This window comes from Actinomadura sp. 7K534, from assembly GCF_004348575.1.
Taxonomy (GTDB): Bacteria; Actinomycetota; Actinomycetes; order Streptosporangiales; family Streptosporangiaceae; genus Spirillospora; species Spirillospora livida.
In genome coordinates, this window is the sequence record NZ_SMKB01000057.1 from 17,850 (window position 1) to 35,134 (window position 17,285).

General features: G+C 73.5%; 16 protein-coding genes and 1 pseudogene. 11 read left to right on the top strand and 6 right to left on the bottom strand.

The genetic code is table 11. The annotated features are described in order from the left end of the window. Positions 1-27: 27 nt before the first annotated feature. The 4 genes from E1266_RS14310 to E1266_RS14325 form a co-directional block, all read right to left on the bottom strand. The gene (locus E1266_RS14310) at positions 28-1,683 is read right to left on the bottom strand and encodes an acetolactate synthase large subunit (protein ID WP_132047006.1); all 1,656 of its coding nucleotides are present in this window, start codon (positions 1,681-1,683) and stop codon (positions 28-30) included. 113 nt (positions 1,684-1,796) lie between these two features. Continuing rightward, a complete protein-coding gene (locus E1266_RS14315) occupies positions 1,797-2,816 on the bottom strand; it encodes an LLM class F420-dependent oxidoreductase (RefSeq protein ID WP_132047008.1) in 1,020 nt (339 codons plus the stop codon). A gap of 104 nt (positions 2,817-2,920) precedes the next feature. After that, entirely contained in the window at positions 2,921-3,121 is a 201-nt protein-coding gene (locus E1266_RS14320; RefSeq protein ID WP_132047010.1) for a DUF397 domain-containing protein, read from the bottom strand. Beyond that, the gene (locus E1266_RS14325; RefSeq protein ID WP_132047012.1) at positions 3,118-3,963 is read right to left on the bottom strand and encodes a helix-turn-helix transcriptional regulator; all 846 of its coding nucleotides are present in this window, start codon (positions 3,961-3,963) and stop codon (positions 3,118-3,120) included. The genes E1266_RS14320 and E1266_RS14325 overlap by 4 nt, the downstream gene beginning before the upstream one ends. A 192-nt stretch (positions 3,964-4,155) precedes the next feature. Here E1266_RS14325 and E1266_RS14330 point away from each other — a divergent pair, with 192 nt between their 5' ends. Further along, positions 4,156-4,701, top strand: coding sequence for an ATP-binding protein (locus E1266_RS14330; protein WP_132047014.1), 546 nt, complete (start codon positions 4,156-4,158; stop codon positions 4,699-4,701). A gap of 85 nt (positions 4,702-4,786) precedes the next feature. On the opposite strand, the gene E1266_RS14335 is transcribed toward E1266_RS14330, so the two are convergent. Further along, positions 4,787-5,395, bottom strand: coding sequence for a TetR/AcrR family transcriptional regulator (locus E1266_RS14335; protein ID WP_132047016.1), 609 nt, complete (start codon positions 5,393-5,395; stop codon positions 4,787-4,789). Positions 5,396-5,419: 24 nt separating this feature from the next. Between E1266_RS14335 and E1266_RS14340 the strand changes: the two genes are divergently transcribed. From E1266_RS14340 to E1266_RS14385, 10 genes are all read left to right on the top strand, one after another. Beyond that, positions 5,420-6,802, top strand: coding sequence for a cobyrinate a,c-diamide synthase (locus tag E1266_RS14340; RefSeq protein WP_132047018.1), 1,383 nt, complete (start codon positions 5,420-5,422; stop codon positions 6,800-6,802). Continuing rightward, positions 6,799-7,452: a GNAT family protein gene (locus E1266_RS14345; protein ID WP_132047020.1), complete on the top strand. Its 654-nt coding sequence runs from the start codon at positions 6,799-6,801 to the stop codon at positions 7,450-7,452. The genes E1266_RS14340 and E1266_RS14345 overlap by 4 nt, the downstream gene beginning before the upstream one ends. Beyond that, positions 7,442-7,918: a hypothetical protein gene (locus tag E1266_RS14350; RefSeq protein WP_132047022.1), complete on the top strand. Its 477-nt coding sequence runs from the start codon at positions 7,442-7,444 to the stop codon at positions 7,916-7,918. Before E1266_RS14345 ends, E1266_RS14350 begins: the two co-directional genes overlap by 11 nt. 36 nt (positions 7,919-7,954) lie before the next feature. After that, positions 7,955-9,247 carry a bifunctional cobalt-precorrin-7 (C(5))-methyltransferase CbiE/decarboxylating cobalt-precorrin-6B (C(15))-methyltransferase CbiT gene (locus E1266_RS14355; protein WP_132047024.1) on the top strand — a complete coding sequence of 431 codons (1,293 nt, stop codon included), beginning with the start codon at positions 7,955-7,957 and terminating at the stop codon, positions 9,245-9,247. A gap of 58 nt (positions 9,248-9,305) precedes the next feature. Then, positions 9,306-9,905 (top strand): precorrin-8X methylmutase, encoded by a 600-nt coding sequence (locus E1266_RS14360; RefSeq protein WP_132047026.1) that lies wholly within the window; start codon positions 9,306-9,308, stop codon positions 9,903-9,905. After that, positions 9,902-10,939, top strand: coding sequence for an Rv2231c family pyridoxal phosphate-dependent protein CobC (gene cobC / locus E1266_RS14365; protein WP_132047028.1), 1,038 nt, complete (start codon positions 9,902-9,904; stop codon positions 10,937-10,939). Before E1266_RS14360 ends, cobC begins: the two co-directional genes overlap by 4 nt. Before the next feature lie 39 nt (positions 10,940-10,978). Next, the gene (gene cobT, locus E1266_RS14370) at positions 10,979-12,061 is read left to right on the top strand and encodes a nicotinate-nucleotide--dimethylbenzimidazole phosphoribosyltransferase (protein WP_132047030.1); all 1,083 of its coding nucleotides are present in this window, start codon (positions 10,979-10,981) and stop codon (positions 12,059-12,061) included. Positions 12,062-12,242: 181 nt separating this feature from the next. Continuing rightward, positions 12,243-13,481, top strand: a complete 1,239-nt coding sequence (gene cobA, locus E1266_RS14375) for a uroporphyrinogen-III C-methyltransferase (protein ID WP_132047032.1) — start codon at positions 12,243-12,245, stop codon at positions 13,479-13,481. Continuing rightward, positions 13,478-15,457 carry a dynamin family protein gene (locus tag E1266_RS14380; RefSeq protein WP_243718410.1) on the top strand — a complete coding sequence of 660 codons (1,980 nt, stop codon included), beginning with the start codon at positions 13,478-13,480 and terminating at the stop codon, positions 15,455-15,457. Before cobA ends, E1266_RS14380 begins: the two co-directional genes overlap by 4 nt. After that, the gene (locus E1266_RS14385) at positions 15,454-17,157 is read left to right on the top strand and encodes an ABC transporter (protein WP_132047034.1); all 1,704 of its coding nucleotides are present in this window, start codon (positions 15,454-15,456) and stop codon (positions 17,155-17,157) included. The genes E1266_RS14380 and E1266_RS14385 overlap by 4 nt, the downstream gene beginning before the upstream one ends. Here E1266_RS14385 and E1266_RS14390 read toward each other — a convergent pair. Then, a pseudogene (locus tag E1266_RS14390) lies at positions 17,154-17,285 on the bottom strand (IS481 family transposase); the annotation flags it as partial. The gene E1266_RS14385 and the pseudogene E1266_RS14390 sit on opposite strands and share 4 nt — an antisense overlap.

Genomic DNA, 17,285 nt, shown 5'->3' on the forward strand with positions numbered 1-17,285 from the left:
CGTGCTCGGCCCGTCCGGTGATCGCGCTCAGAAGGGGCCGGTCAGCTCGCCCAGCATGTCGGTCAGCCGCAGGTTGTGGGAGTAGTCGACCGGGACGGCGATGACCGAGACCTCGTCCCCGGCCAGCGCCTTGCGGAGGGTGGGGAGGAGTTCGTCCGCGGACTCCACCCGGTACCCGCGGGCGCCGAAGCTCTCTGCGTACCGGACGAAGTCCGGGTTGCCGAACTTGATGCTGGAGCTCTCCCCGAGGTCCATGTCCATCTTCCACTCGATCAGCCCGTAGGCGGAGTCGTCCCAGATCAGCACCGTGATCGGGATGTTCTCGCGGACCGCGGTCTCCAGCTCCTGGGAGTTCATCAGGAACGCGCCGTCGCCGGTCGCCGCGAGGACCTTGCGCTCCGGGTGGGCGAGCTTGGCGGCGATCGCGCCCGGCACGGAGAAGCCCATGGACGACAGGCCGTTGGAGACCAGCAGCGTGTTCGGCTCGTACGTCGGGTACATGCGCGCCATCCACATCTTCACCGCCCCGGTGTCGGCGAGGACGATGTCGTCGCGGCCCATGGCGGCGCGGATGTCGGCGACGATGCGCCGGGGCGAGAGCGGATGGCCGTCGTCGCCGGCGCCCTGGGCCAGCTCCTCGCGGAGCATCCGGCGGATCTTCTCGCCGGTGCCGTTGATGTCGAAGCGGCGGTGGACGCTGTCGGCCAGCGTGTGCAGGCTGCGCGAGATGTCGCCCTGGATGCCGACCTCGACCGGGTAGTTCTCGTCGACCTCGGCCGGGAACTGGTGGATATGGATGATCTTCTTGTCGCCGCTCGGGTTGATCTTGACGGGGTCGAACTCCTGGGGCTCGTAGCCCACGGCGATGAGGACGTCCGCCTCGCCGAACCCGAAGTTGACGTAGTCGTGCCGCATGAACCCGACCGCGCCGAGGGCGTGCCGGTGGTCGTCCGGGAAGACGCCCTTGCCGTTGAACGTCGTCGCGACCGGCAGGCCGAGCCGCTCGGAGAAGTACCGCAGCGCGGTGCCCGCGCCGGCGCGGGTCGCGCCGTGGCCGGCGAGGACGATCGGGCGGCGGGCGGTGGCGAGGACGTCGGCGGCGCGGGCGATCTGCGACGGCGACGGCTCCTGCGGGCGGACGACGTTGACCGGCAGCGGCTTCAGCCCGGCGGAGACCTGCGCGGTCTCGACGTCCTCCGGGATCGCCAGGTAGACGGCGCCGGGACGCTCGGTCTGCGCGGTCTTGAACGCCTTGCGCACCATCTCCGGCAGGGCCTCGGCGGTCGGGGCCAGCTCGGACCACTTGGTGATCGGGCGGAAGAGCGAGACCAGGTCGACGATCTGGTGCGACTCCTTGTAGATGCGGTCGAGGCCGACCTGCGCGGAGATCGCGACGACGGGCGTGCTGTTGGTGGTGGCGTCCGCCACGCCGAGCTGCAGGTTGATCGCGCCGGGGCCGAGCGTCGCCGAGGCCACGCCCGCCCTGCCGGTCAGCCGGCCGTAGATCTCCGCCATGAACGCGGCGGCCTGCTCGTGCCGGACGAGGACGTAGCGGATCGGGGAGTCTTTCAGCGCGTGGACGAAGTGGATGTTCTCTTCACCGGGAATGCCGAAGACGTACTCGACGCCTTCCGCCTCCAGGGTCCTGACGAGAAGGCGGGCGGCGTCCTGCTGCGCGGACATCGGATGTCCTCATCTCCAGACTGCTCATCGCAGGGGTGCTGTTCGGTGTAGCACCCGGTGTCCTACCTCCATTCCGCGCGATGATGTGGAGTCGGTCTCAGGAGCCCGCCGCGTCAGGAGTCGGCGAGGTCCTTGATCGCGCGCAGCGTGGGCTCGTCCCGCACGCCCGCGATGAGCAGGGTGGTGACCGGGCTGTCGCGCCACAGCTGGAGCCGCTCCTTGATCCGCCCGATCGGGCCGAGCAGGGAGATCGCGTCGGCCAGCTCGTCCGGCACGGCCTGGATCGCCTCGTCGCGGCGGCCGCCGAGGAAGAGGTCCTGCACGCGCGCCGCCTCCTCGGCGTAGCCGAGCCGGCCGATCAGGTCGAGGTGGAAGTTGCGGTCGCGGGCGCCCATCCCGCCGATGTAGAACGCGAGCGGGATCTTGGCGAACTGCAGCGCGGACGCGAGGTCGTCGGTGACGATCGTGGTGACGGTCGCGGCGATCTCGAAGTCGTCCGGGCGGTTCGCGAGGGACGCGCCGAACACCGGCTCGATCTGCTGCGGGTCGACGAACAGCGGCAGCCAGCCCTGCGCGACCTCGGTGGACAGCGCGACGTTCTTCGGGCCCTCGGCGCCCAGGTAGACGGGGATCTCCGGGCGGAACGGGTGGACGATCGACTTCAGCGGCTTGCCGAGGCCGGCGCCGCCGGGGTACGGCAGCGGGTAGTGCGGGCCCTCGCTGGTCACCGGCGCCTCGCGGCGCCACACCTGCCGGACGATGTCGAGGTACTCGCGGGTGCGGGCCAGCGGCTTCGGGAACGGCTGCCCGTACCAGCCCTCGACGACCTGCGGGCCGGACGCGCCGACCCCGAGGATGAGCCGCCCGCCGGACAGCGCGTCCAGCGTCAGCGCGTGCATCGCGGTCGCCGCGGGGGTCCGCGCCGAGAGCTGGACGACCGCGGTGCCGAGCTTGATCCGGGACGTGCGGGCGGCGTACCAGGCCAGCGGGGTGAAGGCGTCCGAGCCGTACGCCTCGGCGGTGAACACCGAGTCGTAGCCGCACCGCTCGGCGGCCAGCACCGTCTCGGTCTGGTCGTCGACCTCGCGCTGCCAGTAGCCGACGTTGATGCCGAGCTTGAGTTCCGCGGTCACGTTGCACCCTCCGGTTGTCGACGCACCGCGATACTAGAACAGGTTCTAGTTTCTCGGAAGGGCGGGGGCCGCGGCGCATCGCCGCGGCCCCCGGCCGGTCGCCGCTAACTCTCCTTGATCGCGCTCACCAGGTTCCGCCAGGCGGCCGGCGTCAGCACCAGCGCCGGTCCGGCGGGGTCCTTGGAGTCGCGCACCGCGCGAAGTTCGCTGGACAGTGGCGCCACCTCGACGCACTGGTCGCCGCTCCCGCTGTGGGAGGACGTGCGCCAGGGGGCACCGGTGAGTTCGCGCTGCAGGTTGGTCACGGGCTGCTCCTTGCTGCCTCGGCGATGAGGTGCGCGGAATCCTCGGGGGACAGGGCCGCATCCTCGATCCGCTGGAAGCGATCCCTGTGCTTTGCTATTGCCTCTGCACTCTCAAGGTAAACGTCACCCATGGTGCCCTCTACATAGGCGATATCAGGGTCTGCGGGGTCGGGATACGACAATATGGTGAATCGTCCGTCAAGGCCCGCATGCTCCTTTGCCGTATACGGAAGTACCTGTATTGACACGGTTGGGCGGGTCGCCGCGGCGGTGGCGAGCGCGTCCAGTTGTCCGCGCATCACCTCGTCGCCGCCGATCGGCCGGTGCAGCACCGCCTCGTCGAAGATCACCTGCAGCCGCGGCGCGTCCGCCCGGTCGAGCAGGGACTGCCGGATCTTGCGGGCGGCGATCCGGCGCTCGATGTCCTCCTGGGCGGGCAGCAGCCGGCCCGCCGTGATCACGGCCCGGGAGTACGGCTCGGTCTGCAGCAGCCCGTGCACGAGCTGGGGGTCCCAGGTGCGGATGTGCGACGCCTCGTCCTCCAGGGCGACGTAGCTGCCGGCGAAGACGTCCTGGTAGGCGGTCCACCAGCCGCGCTGCCCGGCCTGCCGGGCGAGGGTGATGAGCGCGTCGCGGCCGGGGCTCGGCACGCCGTAGAGGTCGAGGATGTCGGCGATGTCGCCTGGCTTCGGGCGGGTCTGGCTTGTTTCGAGGCGGGAGACGGTGGCTCGCGACCAGTCGAGCCGGTCGGCCACCTCCTGCAGGGTCAGGCCCTGCTCCTCGCGGAGCTTGCGGAGCTCCCGCGCCAGGCGGCGGCCACGAACGGTGGGGCGGTAGGTCATGGGAGTGGAGTCTTGCCACTCCGGGCGCCCGCCACAACGCGAATGACGAACCCGGCTGAAAGGGTGAAGCAAATGTGTGAAGACGCTTGCGATTGTGAGATTCTCACGACACGCTTTGTTCCGTGACCGGCCACGGACTCTGCGTGACGAGCAGGCCGGCCGCGTCAGGCACGCAGACCGTGGGAGGAACCCGTGCAGCGTACGCCAGCCGAGCTCACGCCCCAGACCATGGCCGACGCGACGGCCGACCCGACCGGAGACGCCCGCGCCCCGGCGGGCGCCATGCCGGGCTGGGTGTGGGCCCTGCCCGGCGGGCCGGGATGCGCGCGGCACGCCCGCTCCGTCCTGCGCAACGCGCTCGCCTCGCTCGGCGCGCCGTGCGACGCCATCGCCGACGCGCAGCTCATGGTGAGCGAGCTCGCCACGAACGCGCACCAGCACGCCGGCGAGCACGGCCCCCACGAGCTGTGGCTCTACGTGGCCGACGGCGACCCCTCGGCCGGCGGCGCCGGGGGCGGGGCGGGCGAGGTGCGGTGCGCCGTCTTCGACGCGCTCGCCGACGCGGCGCTGCCCGGCTACTCGTGGACGTCCGGCGACTGCGGACGCGGGCTCAGCATCGTCCGCGAGCTGTCCGGGGAGCGATGGGGCATGCGGCGGACGGTGTCGCGATTGGGGCCGCCCGTCCGCGGCAAGGCCGTCTGGTTCGCCGTTCCCGGCGCCACCGCGGTCCTTTCCTAGCCCTGCCGCGCCTTCCCGGCCGGACCGCCCGGCAGCCCTGCCGTGCCTCGGTCCGGACGGCGCGGCTCATTTCTGCGGCCGGTCCTTATTTCCGGGCGGATTCCTTTTCCAGGGCGGGGCCAATATCGCTCACCAGGGTGAGGAGGGAGCGCGAGAGCAGCGTGTGCACCTGCTCCCGGTCGAGCGTCTCCTCCTGGAGCCATTGCCGGGTCGCCGCGTCCACCAGCCCCGAATAGGTGCGCAGGACGGCGCGCAGGGTCTCGGTCGGCTCCGGCACCCGCAGCACCGCGAGCATGTGCTCGACGGCCTCGTCGCGGAACCGGTTGACGATCCGCAGCAGCTCCGCGTCCTGCCCGAACCCCTCGGCGTCCAGCGCCGCGAACCACGTCGTCGCGTTCCGCTCCGCCGTGTCGAGGAACAGGTTCACGCACAGCTCGACCGCCTCGGGCAGCGTCCGCCGCTCGTCCACCGGCGGCACCTGCAGCGCGGCCGACGCCGTCAGGCCGTGGACGACCTTGAGGAAGAGCTCCCGCTTCGTCCCGAAGTAGTAGTGGATCAGCCCGCGCTGGACCCCGGTCTCGCGGGCGATAGCCGCGGTGGACACCTCGGCGTAGGGGAGTTCGGTGAACATCCGGCGCGCGACGTCCAGGATCTGGGCACGCCGCTCGTCCGGAGCCAGGCGCTGGTAGCTCACCGTGACAGCCTATGCTGTGCGGACGTGCATACCGTCCCCCGTCTCGTGGTGGCCGCGCCTTCCACCGGAAGCGGCAAGACGACCGTGGCGACGGGCTTGATGGCCGCGTTCGCCGGTCGCGGCCTGCGGGTCTCCCCGCACAAGGTGGGTCCGGACTACATCGACCCCGGCTACCACGCGCTCGCCACAGGACGCCCCGGACGCAACCTGGATCCGTGGCTGACGTCCGAGGAAATGGTCGTCCCGCTGTTCCTGCACGGCGCCTCCGGGACGGACATCGCCGTCGTCGAAGGCGTCATGGGCCTGTACGACGGCGCGGCGGGTCTGGGGCTGTCCGACGCGGCCGGTGGCGGCGACTACGCGTCCACCGCGCACGTCGCGACCCTTCTGGACGCACCCGTCGTGCTGGTGGTCGATGCTTCTGCGGCGGCGGGACGGTCGGTCGCGGCCCTCGTCCACGGGTTCCGCTCGTTCGGGACGGTCAGGGTCGGCGGCGTGATCCTCAACCGGCTCGGCTCGGACGGGCACGAGCGCATGTGCCGCGAGGCCGTCGAGGAGCTGGGCCTCCCGGTGCTGGGCGCGCTCCACGAGACGGGCGGGGTGACGGCCCCATCCCGCCATCTCGGGCTCGTCCCGGCCGCCGAACGGCGGGCGGAGGCGGTGGAGGCCGTCCGGCGGCTGGGCGACCTCGTCGCCGCCTCCTGCGACCTGGACGCGGTGCTCGCCCTGGCCCGCGCCGCCTCGCCGCTGGGGGCCGAGCCGTGGAACCCGTCCGAGGCCGTCCCCGAGAAGACGGGCGGACGGCCGCGCGTCGCCGTCGCCGGGGGGCCGGCCTTCACGTTCGGCTACGCGGAGAACGAGGAACTCCTCACCGCCGCCGGAGCCGAGGTCGTCCGGTTCGACCCGCTGCGCGACGAGAGGCTCCCCGAGGGTACGAAGGGCGTCGTCATCGGCGGAGGGTTCCCCGAGATGCACGCGGCGGAGCTTTCGGCCAACGAATCCCTGCGCGAGCAGATGGCGGCGTTCGGCAGGGCGTCCCGGCCCATCTACGCCGAATGCGCCGGCCTCCTCTATCTCGCGCAAGAGCTGGACGGTGCGCCGATGTGCGGGGTCCTGGACGGTGTCCGCGCGGCCATGGCCTCGCGGCTGACGCTGGGTTATCGTGCCGCGGTGGCGGTGGCCGACTCGGTCGTCGCCCGCACGGGCGAACGCGTCCGCGGCCACGAGTTCCACGGAACGGTCACCGAACCGGTTTGCGGGGACACGGCCGCGTGGCAGTGGGCCGGGTCCGGCCCCGCGGGGTTCGTGCAGGGCGATTGCGTCGCGTCCTACCTTCATCTGCACTGGGCCGGGTCGCCCTGGGTCGCGAGCAGGTTCGCCGACGCCTGCGGAAGGGAACGCGCGTGAACGCCTTCGACAAGAGCGTGCGCCTGGAGGGCGAGCGGCTCGTGCTCCGCCCGTTCGGCCTCGACGACGCTCCCGGGCTGATCGAGGCGATCCGCGCCGGGGAGGACTTCCTGCCGCCCAACTTCCCGGGGGTGCTGGAGGCCGAGCCCATCGCCTGGTTCCTGCGGGAGGGCGTCCACAAGGTGCAGCGCTTCGGCCTGGGCATCCACCTCGCGGCGACGGACCGCGACACCGGCGGCCTGCTCGGCACCATCGGGCTGTTCAAGGTGAGCTGGGACCACCTGACGAGCGAGGTCGGCTACGGGATGCGGCGGGGCGCGCGCGGGCGGGGCCACGCCACCGAGGCCCTCTCCCTGGTCACCGACTGGGCGCTGCGCGACTGCGGGCTCTTCCGCGTCGAACTGCGGGCGATGGTCACCAACCACGCCTCCGTCCGCGTCGCCGAGAAGGCCGGGTACACCCGCGAGGGGATCGCGCGAGGAGCCGAACGCGACGCCGCCGGGGTCCACCAGGACATGATCGTCTTCAGCCGCGTCGCGACCGATCCGCGTCCCGGATCGGCGGCGTCCGGCGTGCCGTGGCGGCGCTCCGGCGGCGCCTCCGGAAGGCTCGTCCACCAGGACGAGGAAGGACGGCCCAGTGACCGCTGAGGACAGGACGCTCGTGATGTACGGGGACGGCGTGCGGGACGCCGCCCGGCGGATGCTGCCGAGGCTCCCGGACGCGTGCTTCGTCCCCGCCGGGACGGAAGCGCTGCGCGCGGCGGTGAAGGACGGGCTCGCGCAGGTCGTCCTGGTCGCCGGGATGGACGGGCAGGTCGCCTTCTTGGCCGGCGCCGGGGTCCTCGAATCGATCACCCTCGACATGGACGGGGGAGCCGGGCTGGCCGCCGAGGTGGCCGCGGCTCCGACGGCCCGGGACGCCTACGCGCTGTGGGAGGCCGCCGGCCGGCTCGGTCCGTGCGGCCGGGAGCTGTGCCGCCGCACCGCCGGTGAGCTGGAGCGCCTCGCCGCCGAGGCGGCCGGGTCGGCGGCGAGCCCCGTCGCCGCGCAGGTGGTGCTGGTCGACGCGGCGGGGGAGCGCATGGTCGGCATGTACGGGCGAATGGCCCGGTAGGTGGGCCATGGTTCCGGATGAGCGATCGGGTGGGCGATGCTGACCGTCGTCGGCCGTGACGGGGCGCCGCTGAGCGAAGCGGCACGGGAGGCCGTGGAGAGCGCAGCCCTCGTGATGGGGGAGCCCGGCCTCCTGGAGGGCCTGCCGTTGGCGCCCGGTGCGCGCACTGTCGCCACCGAGGATCTCCCGGGCGCGCTGCAAGGCGTCGATGTGTCGGACCAGGACGTCGTCCTCGTCGTGAACGGCGATCCCGGCCACTTCGGCATCCTCCGGACGCTGCTCGAAGAGGGGCACGCGCCGGAGACCGTGCCCGCCGCGCCTCTGGTGGCGCGGGCTTTCGCCCAAGCGGGGCTGCCCTGGGAGGACGCACTGGTCGTCTCGGCCAGGGGCGGGCACCTGCGGCAGGCCGTGAACGCGTGCCGGGCCCACCCCAAGGTGGCGGTGCTGACCGGGCCTGGTGCGGGGCCTGCGGAACTGGCGCGCGCGCTGTTCCCGGTGACACCGCGATCGTTCGTGGTGTGCGAGAACCTGGACGGGCCTCGGGAGCGCGTCGTCTACGTCCGTCCGGCGGAGGCGACCACTCGTCCTTGGAACCACCCGGAGGTCGTGCTCGTCCTGGACAACCGGCACGCGTTGGGAAAGCAGAGCTGGCACTCCGGGCCTGCCCCGTCTCCGGCCGGATGGGCGCTGCCCGCGGAAGCCTTCGGAGAGGGGCCTGGCCTGCGTCCGGACGTCAGGGCCTTCGTCCTGGCCAAGCTGGGCCCCAGGGTCGGCGACATGGTGTGGGACGTGGAGTCCGGCGACGGCTCCATAGCCATCGAATGCGCGCGCTTCGGCGCAGCCGTGGTCGCCGTCGACCGCGACTACGCGACGTGCGAGCGGATCCGCGAGAGCGTCCGGCTGCACGGCGTCAAGGTGGCGATGGCCTCCGGCGACGTGCGGCCCACCGCAGATCACCTGCCCAAGCCCGACGCCGTCTTCGTCGGCCCCGGGTTCACCGGACGCGCCGGGACCGAGGCCGTCCGCGCCTGCGCCGCGCTCGCCCCCGCCCGCCTCGTGGCCATCGTCTCGGGCGACAAGGCCGTCGCCTCCGGTGAGGAGGCCCGCGAGATCGTGGCACTGCTGGCCGGGCAGGGGTTCACCACCGATGCCGTCCGGCTCCAGGCGAGCCCGCTGGACCCGTCCGGCCCGCCGGGGGAGCCGGTGACCGTCGTCTGGGGCGAGCGGGACGCCCGGGTCCCCGGCCGCCGCCCGGCCCGGCGCAGCAGGCCGATCGCCACGATCCCCGCACTTCCCGGCGAGTCCGAAGAGCCCGGCATCGGGGCGTAGCTCCCGTAAAGCCGTGCCACCCTGGTGTCCTGACCTGGAAGCGAAGCAGGAGGCGCAGTTGACCGTCCGTCAACCCCACCCGATCGAGGTCCGGTCGTACGAGATCCTGCGGTCCCGCGTCGACCTGTCCCCGATGCCGCCGCTGTGGCGGGCCGTCACCGAGCGGGTGATCCACGCCACCGCCGACCTGGAGTACGCGGTGGACCTGGTCACCACGGAGGAGTACCTCGCGCGGGGCTGGGCCGCGCTGCGCGAGGGCGCGCCGGTCGTGACCGACGAGGGGATGGTCGCGGCGGGGATCACCGCCCGGGAGCCGGTCTGCCACATCGCCGACCCGGCCGCCGCGCGGATGGCGCGCGCCGCCGGCATCACCCGCTCCGCCGCCGCGGTCCGGCTCTCGTACGCGGAGGTCGGGCCGGGCGCGGTCTGGGTCGTCGGCTCCTCCCCGGAGGCGATCTCCGAGATCATCGCCCGGCAGGTCAGCCCCGCGCTGGTCATCGGGGTGCCGGTCGGCTTCGTCGGCGCCCGCGAGGCCAAGGAGGCGCTGCGCGCCAGCGGGCTGCCGCAGCTCAGCAACGCCTCGGAGAAGGGCGGCTCGGTGGTCGCCGCGGCCGCCGTCAACGCCCTGCTGTACTCGGACGGGGCGGGGCACCGGTGATCCAGAACCCCGCCGAGCCGGACGAGGTCGACCTGCGCCACCACGGCGACGCGGAGGTCGGCGGCGGGCTCGCCGACTTCGCCGTGAACGTCCGCACCGGCATGCCCCCGCCGTGGCTGGCCGAGCGGATCCGGGCCTCGGTCGCCGACCTGGCCGGCTACCCCGACCCGCGTCCGGCGCGCCGTGCGGTCGCGCGGCGGCACGGCCGGTCCGCCGGGGAGGTGCTGCTCACCGCCGGCGCCGCGGAGGCGTTCGTCCTGCTCGCGCGGGTCCTGACACCGCGCAGGGCCGTCGTCGTGCATCCGCAGTTCACCGAGCCCGAAGCCGCGCTGCGGGCCGCCGGGCACCCCGTGGAACGCGTGATCCTCACCAAGGACTTCACCCTCGACCCCGCCGTCGTCCCGTCCGACGCCGACCTGGTCGTGGTGGGCAACCCCACCAACCCGACCTCGGTCCTGCATCCCGCTGAGGCCGTCGCCGCGCTGGCCGCGCCGGGCCGGACGGTCGTGGTCGACGAGGCTTTCATGGACTGCGTGCCCGGTGAGCCGGAGAGCCTCGCCACCCGGCTCCCCGCAGGAGTGGTGGTCATCCGCTCCCTGACCAAGACGTGGGGCCTCGCCGGGCTGCGCGCCGGATACGTCCTGGCCGACCCCCACCTGATCGAACGGCTAACGGAGGCGCAGCCGCTCTGGGCCGTGTCGACGCCCGCGCTCGTCGCCGTCGAGGCGTGCTCCACCCCGGAGGCGGTCGCCGAGGCCGAGGCGTGGGCCGTCGAACTGGGCGCCGAACGCGACAGGCTGTCCGCGGAACTGAGCGCACGCGGCCTCTACGTCGTGCCAGGAGCGCGTGCCTCGTTCCTGTGCCTGTGCGTGCCCGACGCCCTCGGGATCAGGGCGCTGCTGAGGCAGCGCGGCTACGCCGTCAGGCGCGGCGACACCTTCCCAGGTCTCGGCTCCGACTGGCTGCGCATCGCGGTCCGCGACCGGTCGTCCAACGACGCGCTGCTGAACGTGCTGGGCGAACTGGGAATCTGAGCGGTATCCGAGCAAGGCCCGACCCCCCGAGAGGACACCGTGGACCTGATCGAGCAGACCATCGCCTCCATCCCGCCGCTGGACGAGGCCGCCATGCGGGACGCCCGGGACCACCAGGCCCGGCTCACCAAGCCGCCCGGGTCCCTCGGTGTCCTGGAGGAGGTGTCGGTCAGGCTCGCCGGGCTGGCCGGGTGCTGCCCGCCGCCGATGCCCGAGCCCGCCGCCGTCGCCGTGTTCGCCGCCGACCACGGCGTCCACGCCCAGGGCGTCACGCCGTGGCCGCAGGAGGTGACCGCGCAGATGGTGGCCAACTTCCTCGCCGGCGGCGCCGTGGTCAACGCGTTCGCCGCCCAGGTCGGCGCCGGGGTCAGCGTCGTCGACATCGGCGTCGCCGCCGACCTCGACGCGGCTCCCGGGCTGATCCGGCGCAAGGTCGCCCCCGGCACCGCCGACCTGACCCGCGGCCCGGCGATGACCGACGGTGAGGCCAGGCGCGCCATGGAAGTCGGGATCGAGGTCGCGCGCGATCTGGTCGCGGAGGGCGCGGCGTGCCTGGTCACCGGGGACATGGGGATCGCCAACACCACCGCGTCCGCCGCGCTGATCGCCGCGTTCACCGGCCTGCCGCCCGAGCGGGTCACCGGCCGGGGCACCGGGATCGACGACGCCACCCACGCCCGCAAGGTCGAGGTCGTCCGGACCGCGCTGGCGCTGCACGGCCTGCCCGCGGAGGACGGCGCCGACCCCCTCGGCGTCCTCGCGGCCGTCGGCGGGCTGGAGCACGCCGCGATCGCCGGATTCGTCCTCGGGGCGGCGGCGCTGCGGGTCCCCGTCGTCCTTGACGGGGTGATCGCCGGTGCCGCCGCACTGGCGGCCGCCGCGCTGTGCCCGCGGGCCATCGGCGCGTGCGTCGCCGGGCACCGGTCGGCCGAACCGGGCCACACCGCGGCCGTCGACGCGCTGGGGCTGCGGCCGCTCGTCGACCTGGAACTGCGGCTGGGCGAGGGGACCGGCGCGCTGCTGGCGTTGCCGCTGGTCCAGGGCGCGGTGCGGGTGCTGCACGAGGTCGCCACGTTCGACTCCGCCGGAGTCAGCGGCAAGGACGCCGGGCCCCGTAACTAATTGATCACGGAATGGATCACGCTCGGCTATCGACTGCGCGGAGGCACTCTCCATGCACTTGTGAAGCCGAGTACCTTTGTTCACTGAAGACACGTGTCCGACACCGGCGTCCGCAAGCCGCCCCCGCACGTCACCGACCAGCACGTCAACCGACCGCGCACCCGATCGAGAGAACCACCACGTGCCCCCGTACCTGCTAGGCCTGCGACTCGGCGGGCGACGCGTCCTCGTCGTCGGCGGGGGGCGGGTCGCCCAGCGCCGCGTGCCCGCCCTCCTGGACGCGGGCGCGTCGGTCGTCCTGGTCTCGCCCGAGGTCACCCCCTCCCTGGAGGGCATGGCCGAGCGCGGCAGGATCACCTGGCACCGGCGGCCCTACGAGCCCGGCGACTGCGCGGGCGCCTGGCTGGTGCAGGCCGTCACCGACGACTCCAAGGTCAACGGGGACGTGGTCGCCGAGGCCGACGCCGCCCGGATCTGGGCCGTCCGCGCCGACGACGCCGAGTCCTCGCCGGCCTGGACGCCCGCGAGCGGGCACGCGGGCGACGCGACCGTCGGCGTGCTGCTCGGCGGCGACCCGCGGCGCGCGGCGGGCATCCGCGACGCGGTGGTCGAGGGGCTGCGCGACGGCGCGCTCGAATCCCGGCACTCCCGGCGCAAGCCCGCCGGCGTCGCCCTCGTCGGCGGCGGCCCCGGCGACCCCGGCCTGATCACGGTCCGCGGGCGGCAGCTGCTCGCCATGGCCGACGTCGTCGTCACCGACCGGCTCGCCCCCGGCGGGCTCCTCGACGAGCTGCCCGCCGACGTCGAGGTGATCGACGCCGCCAAGATCCCCTACGGGCGGACGGTCGCGCAGGAGCGCATCAACGACTACATGGTCGAGCACGCCCGGCAGGGGAGGTTCGTCGTCCGGCTCAAGGGCGGCGACCCGTTCGTGTTCGGGCGCGGCGGCGAGGAGGCCCTGCACTGCGCCCGCCACGGCGTCCCGGTCACCGTCGTACCCGGCATCACCAGCGCGGTCGCCGTGCCGTCCGCCGCGGGCATCCCGGTCACCCACCGGGGCGTGGCGCAGGAGTTCCACGTCGTCTCCGCGCACGTCCCGCCCGGACACGAGCACTCGACGGTCGACTGGGCGGCGCTCGGGCGCGCGAACGGCACGATCGTCCTGCTCATGGCGGTCGAGCGCATGGCGCTGATCGCGGACGCGCTCATGCGCTATGGTCGGTCGTCCGGCACGCCGGTCGCCGTGATCCAGGATGGCACCCTCCCCGGCCAGCGGTCGCTCACGGCGACCCTGGGCACGGTGGCCGACGCGATGGCCGCCGGTGACATCCGGCCCCCGGCGATCGTGGTCGTGGGCGATGTGGTCGACGTGGCACGAGAGATCGACATGATTCGAGCCGACATGGGACGGGATCCGTGACACCCCCGGCAGAGCGAAGCGCGGTCCACGACGAGCAGGCCGGCTCCGGTCCGGGACGCGGAATCGAGGACTCCGCGGTCCCCGGCGGCGACGCCGCGCCCGACAAGGAGGCGCGCGGGCAAGGCGCGCGCGAAGAGGACGAGGTGCGCGACAAGGAGACGTCCCGGAAGGGCGCCGAGCCCGAGCCGGAGGACGGCGCCGGCGAAGGCGCGGCCAAGGAGACCGGGGACGCCAAGGCGCGGCGCGGCCGCCGGCGGGCCGCGAAGCCCGGCGCCGGGACGGTGCGCCAGAGCGAGCTGATCCGGGCGCTGACCGCGCTCCGCGAGCAGCTCGACGCCTTCGAGTTCCTGCTGGACGTCCCCGGCGTCCAGGAGGCCCGCGAGGCCCGCGACGAACTGCGCGCCCAGCTGGAGGACTACGTCCTCCCGCGCATCCAGGCCGCCGGCGCGCCGATGCTGGTGGTGCTCGGCGGGTCCACCGGCGCGGGCAAGTCCACGCTGGTCAACACCCTCGTCGGCTCCCGCGTGAGCGCGACCGGCGTGCTGCGGCCCACCACCAGCAGCCCGATCCTGGTGTGCCACCCCGACCACGTCGACTGGTTCATGGAGGGGCCGATGCTGCCCGGCATGGGACGCGTCCGCGGCCCGGCCCCCGACGCCATCGCGGGCGACCAGCTGGTCATCATCGGCAGCGACGTCCTCCCGCCGGGCCTGGCGCTGCTCGACAGCCCCGACTTCGACTCGGTCTTCGAGGACCACTACGAGTTCGCGACCAAGCTGATGGCCGCGGCCGACCTCTGGCTGTGCGTCACCACCGCCGCCCGCTACGCCGACGCCCAGGTGTGGCAGATGCTCCAGCGGGCCAAGGAGAACGGCGCCACCATCGGCGTCGTCCTGTCCCGCGTCCCGCAGGGCGCCGGGCCGCAGGGCGCCGAGGTCGTCGAGCACTTCGGCGAGATGCTGGACGAGCACGAGGTCGGCGACGCCCGCCGCTTCACCGTCCCCGAGACCCGCATCGAGAACAGCCGCCTCCCCGAGGAGACCGTCGCGGACATCCGCGCCTGGCTGACCGGCGTCGCCGAGGACACCGAGGACCGCGAGATCGTCATCAGCGACACCCTCGCCGCCGTCCTCGACAGCTTCCGCACCCGCGTCCCCGAGCTGGCCCGGCAGGTCGAGGCGCAGGTCGAGCAGCGCACCGAGCTGGCCGGGGAGGTCGACGCCGGCTACGGCACCGCCCTCGCCGAACTGGACGAGGCGACCCGCAACGGCTCCCTGCTGCGCGGCGAGGTGCTCGCCCGCTGGCAGGACTTCGCCGGCACCGGCGACCTGCTGAAGTCCCTGCACGTCCAGCGCGGGCGCCGCGGCCGCGGCGCCGGGCGCCGCAACCGCCGCAGCCCCGCCCGCGTCCGCGCGCTCAAGGCCGCGCTGCGCGCCGGCCTCGAATCGCTGATCATGGCGTCCGCCGAGCACGGCGCCGAGCAGGTCATCGCCCGCTGGCGCGACCACCCGTCCGGACGCCAGGTCCTCGCCGGGACCGACGCCGAGCTCGCGCACGTCTCCCCGGAGCTGTCGCGCCGCGTCACCCGGGCCGTCAGCTCCTGGCAGGACCACGTCCAGGAGCTCATCCGCACCGAGGGCGTCACCAAGCGCTCGGTCGCCAAGCTGGTCTCGTTCGACACCGAGGCGGTGTCGCTCGTCCTGATGATCGGCCTGCTCGGCTACGGCACCTCTGACGTGGCCGTCGAGGGCGGCAACAGCGCCGTCCCGCAGCGGCTGCTCAAGGCCCTGTTCGGCGCCGAGTCGCTGCGCGGCATGGGCGCCAAGGCCCGCGCCGACCTGCGCAGCCGCATCGGGATGCTGTTCGACGAGGAGGCCATCCGGTTCGGGCAGGTGCTCGACTCCGCCGGCATCCCCGACGAGACCGTCCCCGTCCAGCTGTACCAGGCCACCTACAACCTCGAGGTTGCCCGATGACCACCTCGGCGATCCCCGCGAACTCGCCGGCCGGAACCGGCGGGATCCCCCTCGCCCCCGCGGACGTGCCCGGCCCGCCCGCCGGGCCGCCCGGGCTGACCGACCGGCTGGCCGGCCTCGACCGGCTCGTCCACGCGGGCGTCGGCCGGCTCGACCAGCCCGTCCTGGACGACGCCGTCGCGCTGCTCGACCGGGCCGGGCAGCGGCTGCGGCTGTCCGGCGAGCACACCGTCGTCACCCTCGCCGGCGGCACCGGCAGCGGGAAGTCGTCGCTGTTCAACGCGATCTGCGGGCTGGAGCTCTCACCCACCGGGATGCGCCGCCCGATGACGTCGAAGGCCCACGCGTGCGTCTGGGGCCTGGACGGCGCGGGCCCCCTCCTCGACTGGCTGGACGTGGACAAGCGGCACCGCTACGCCCGCGCCAGCGCCCTCGACCTGGAGCGCGCCGACCACTCCCTGCAGGGCCTCGTCCTCATCGACCTGCCCGACCACGACTCCATCCAGGCGATGCACCGCGCCGAGGTCGACCGCTTCGTCACCATCGCCGACCTGCTCGTCTGGGTCGTCGACCCGCAGAAGTACGCCGACGCGGCCCTGCACCGCAACTACATCGTCCCGTTCGCCCGGCACACCGGCGTGACGCTCATCGTCCTCAACCAGGTCGACCGGCTCACCCCGCACGAGATCGACGACTGCGTCGCCGACCTGCGCCGCCTGCTGGAGGCCGAGGGCCTCGCCGACCCGCGCATCGTGACCACCTCCGCCGTCGCCGAGGACGGCACGTACGGGTTCCGCGACGTCCTCGTGGACACCGTCGCCGCCCGCCGCGCCCGCACCGAGCGGCTCTCCGCCGACGTCGACAAGGTCGCCGAGCGGTTCGCCGACTACCGCTACGCGGCCGAGCCGCCGTCCACCGTCGACGACGCCCGCCGCGCCGACCTCGTGCAGGCGTTCACCGACGCCGCGGGCGCGCCCGCCGTCGCCGAGGCCATGGAGAGCGCCTACGAGCTGCGCGCCGCCGACTTCGTGGGCTGGCCCGTCGCCGCCATCGCCGCCCGGCTCCGGTCCGACCCGCTGCGCCGGATGCGGCTGACCGAGCTGCGCGAGGAGCTCCGCAACGCATTCACCGGGCCGATCGGCGCGCAGCAGGGCGACGTGGACAACGCGCTCCAGGCCGTGACCGAGGGGCTGTCCCAGGAGCTTCCTACACATTGGGGACGCTCCGTCCGCGCCGCCGCCCGGTCGCACGCCACCGAGATCCCGGAGGCCCTGGGCGAATCGCTCAAGCACGCGCTGCCCACGTTCAACGCCGTGCCCCGCTGGTGGTGGCTGGTCAAGACGTGGCAGTACTTCCTGGTGCTGGTCGCCGTGCTGAGCGTCGTGTGGATCGGCTTCCTCGTCGCCTACGGCCTGTTCGACCTCGGCGGCGACAACCCCAGCCGCCTGGTCGGGGACGCCGGTCTCATCCCCTATGTCGCGGTCTTGGTCGTGTGCACGCTCGGGATGGGCTGGCTGACCGCGTCCGCCTGCCGCAACCTCGTGGCCCTCTCGTCCGCGAAGCACGGCGACAAGATGGAGCACCACATGCGCGTGGGCATCGAGCGCGTCGCCCACGAGAAGGTGATCGGGCCCATCGAGGACGACCTGCAGGTCTACGCCCGCTTCCGCGAGAACGTGGACATCGCCCTCGGCCGCTAGTTGTACTGCCCTGACAGGTTGGTGACGCGGCTGGCGGGGGGTTGGCCTGCTAGTGCGGTGTGGCCGCGGTGGTGGTTGTAGATGTGCAGCCAGGGTGCGAGGGCGGCGCGGCGTTGGGTTTCTGAGGT

Excerpts from the sequence above, each read along its gene's own strand:
- E1266_RS14325 (WP_132047012.1), bottom strand. The coding sequence starts at position 3,963 with ATGACCTACCGCCCCACCGTTCGTGGCCGCCGCCTGGCGCGGGAGCTC.
- E1266_RS14310 (WP_132047006.1), bottom strand. The coding sequence starts at position 1,683 with ATGTCCGCGCAGCAGGACGCCGCCCGCCTTCTCGTCAGGACCCTGGAG.
- E1266_RS14355 (WP_132047024.1), top strand. The coding sequence starts at position 7,955 with ATGCTGACCGTCGTCGGCCGTGACGGGGCGCCGCTGAGCGAAGCGGCA.
- E1266_RS14385 (WP_132047034.1), top strand. The coding sequence starts at position 15,454 with ATGACCACCTCGGCGATCCCCGCGAACTCGCCGGCCGGAACCGGCGGG.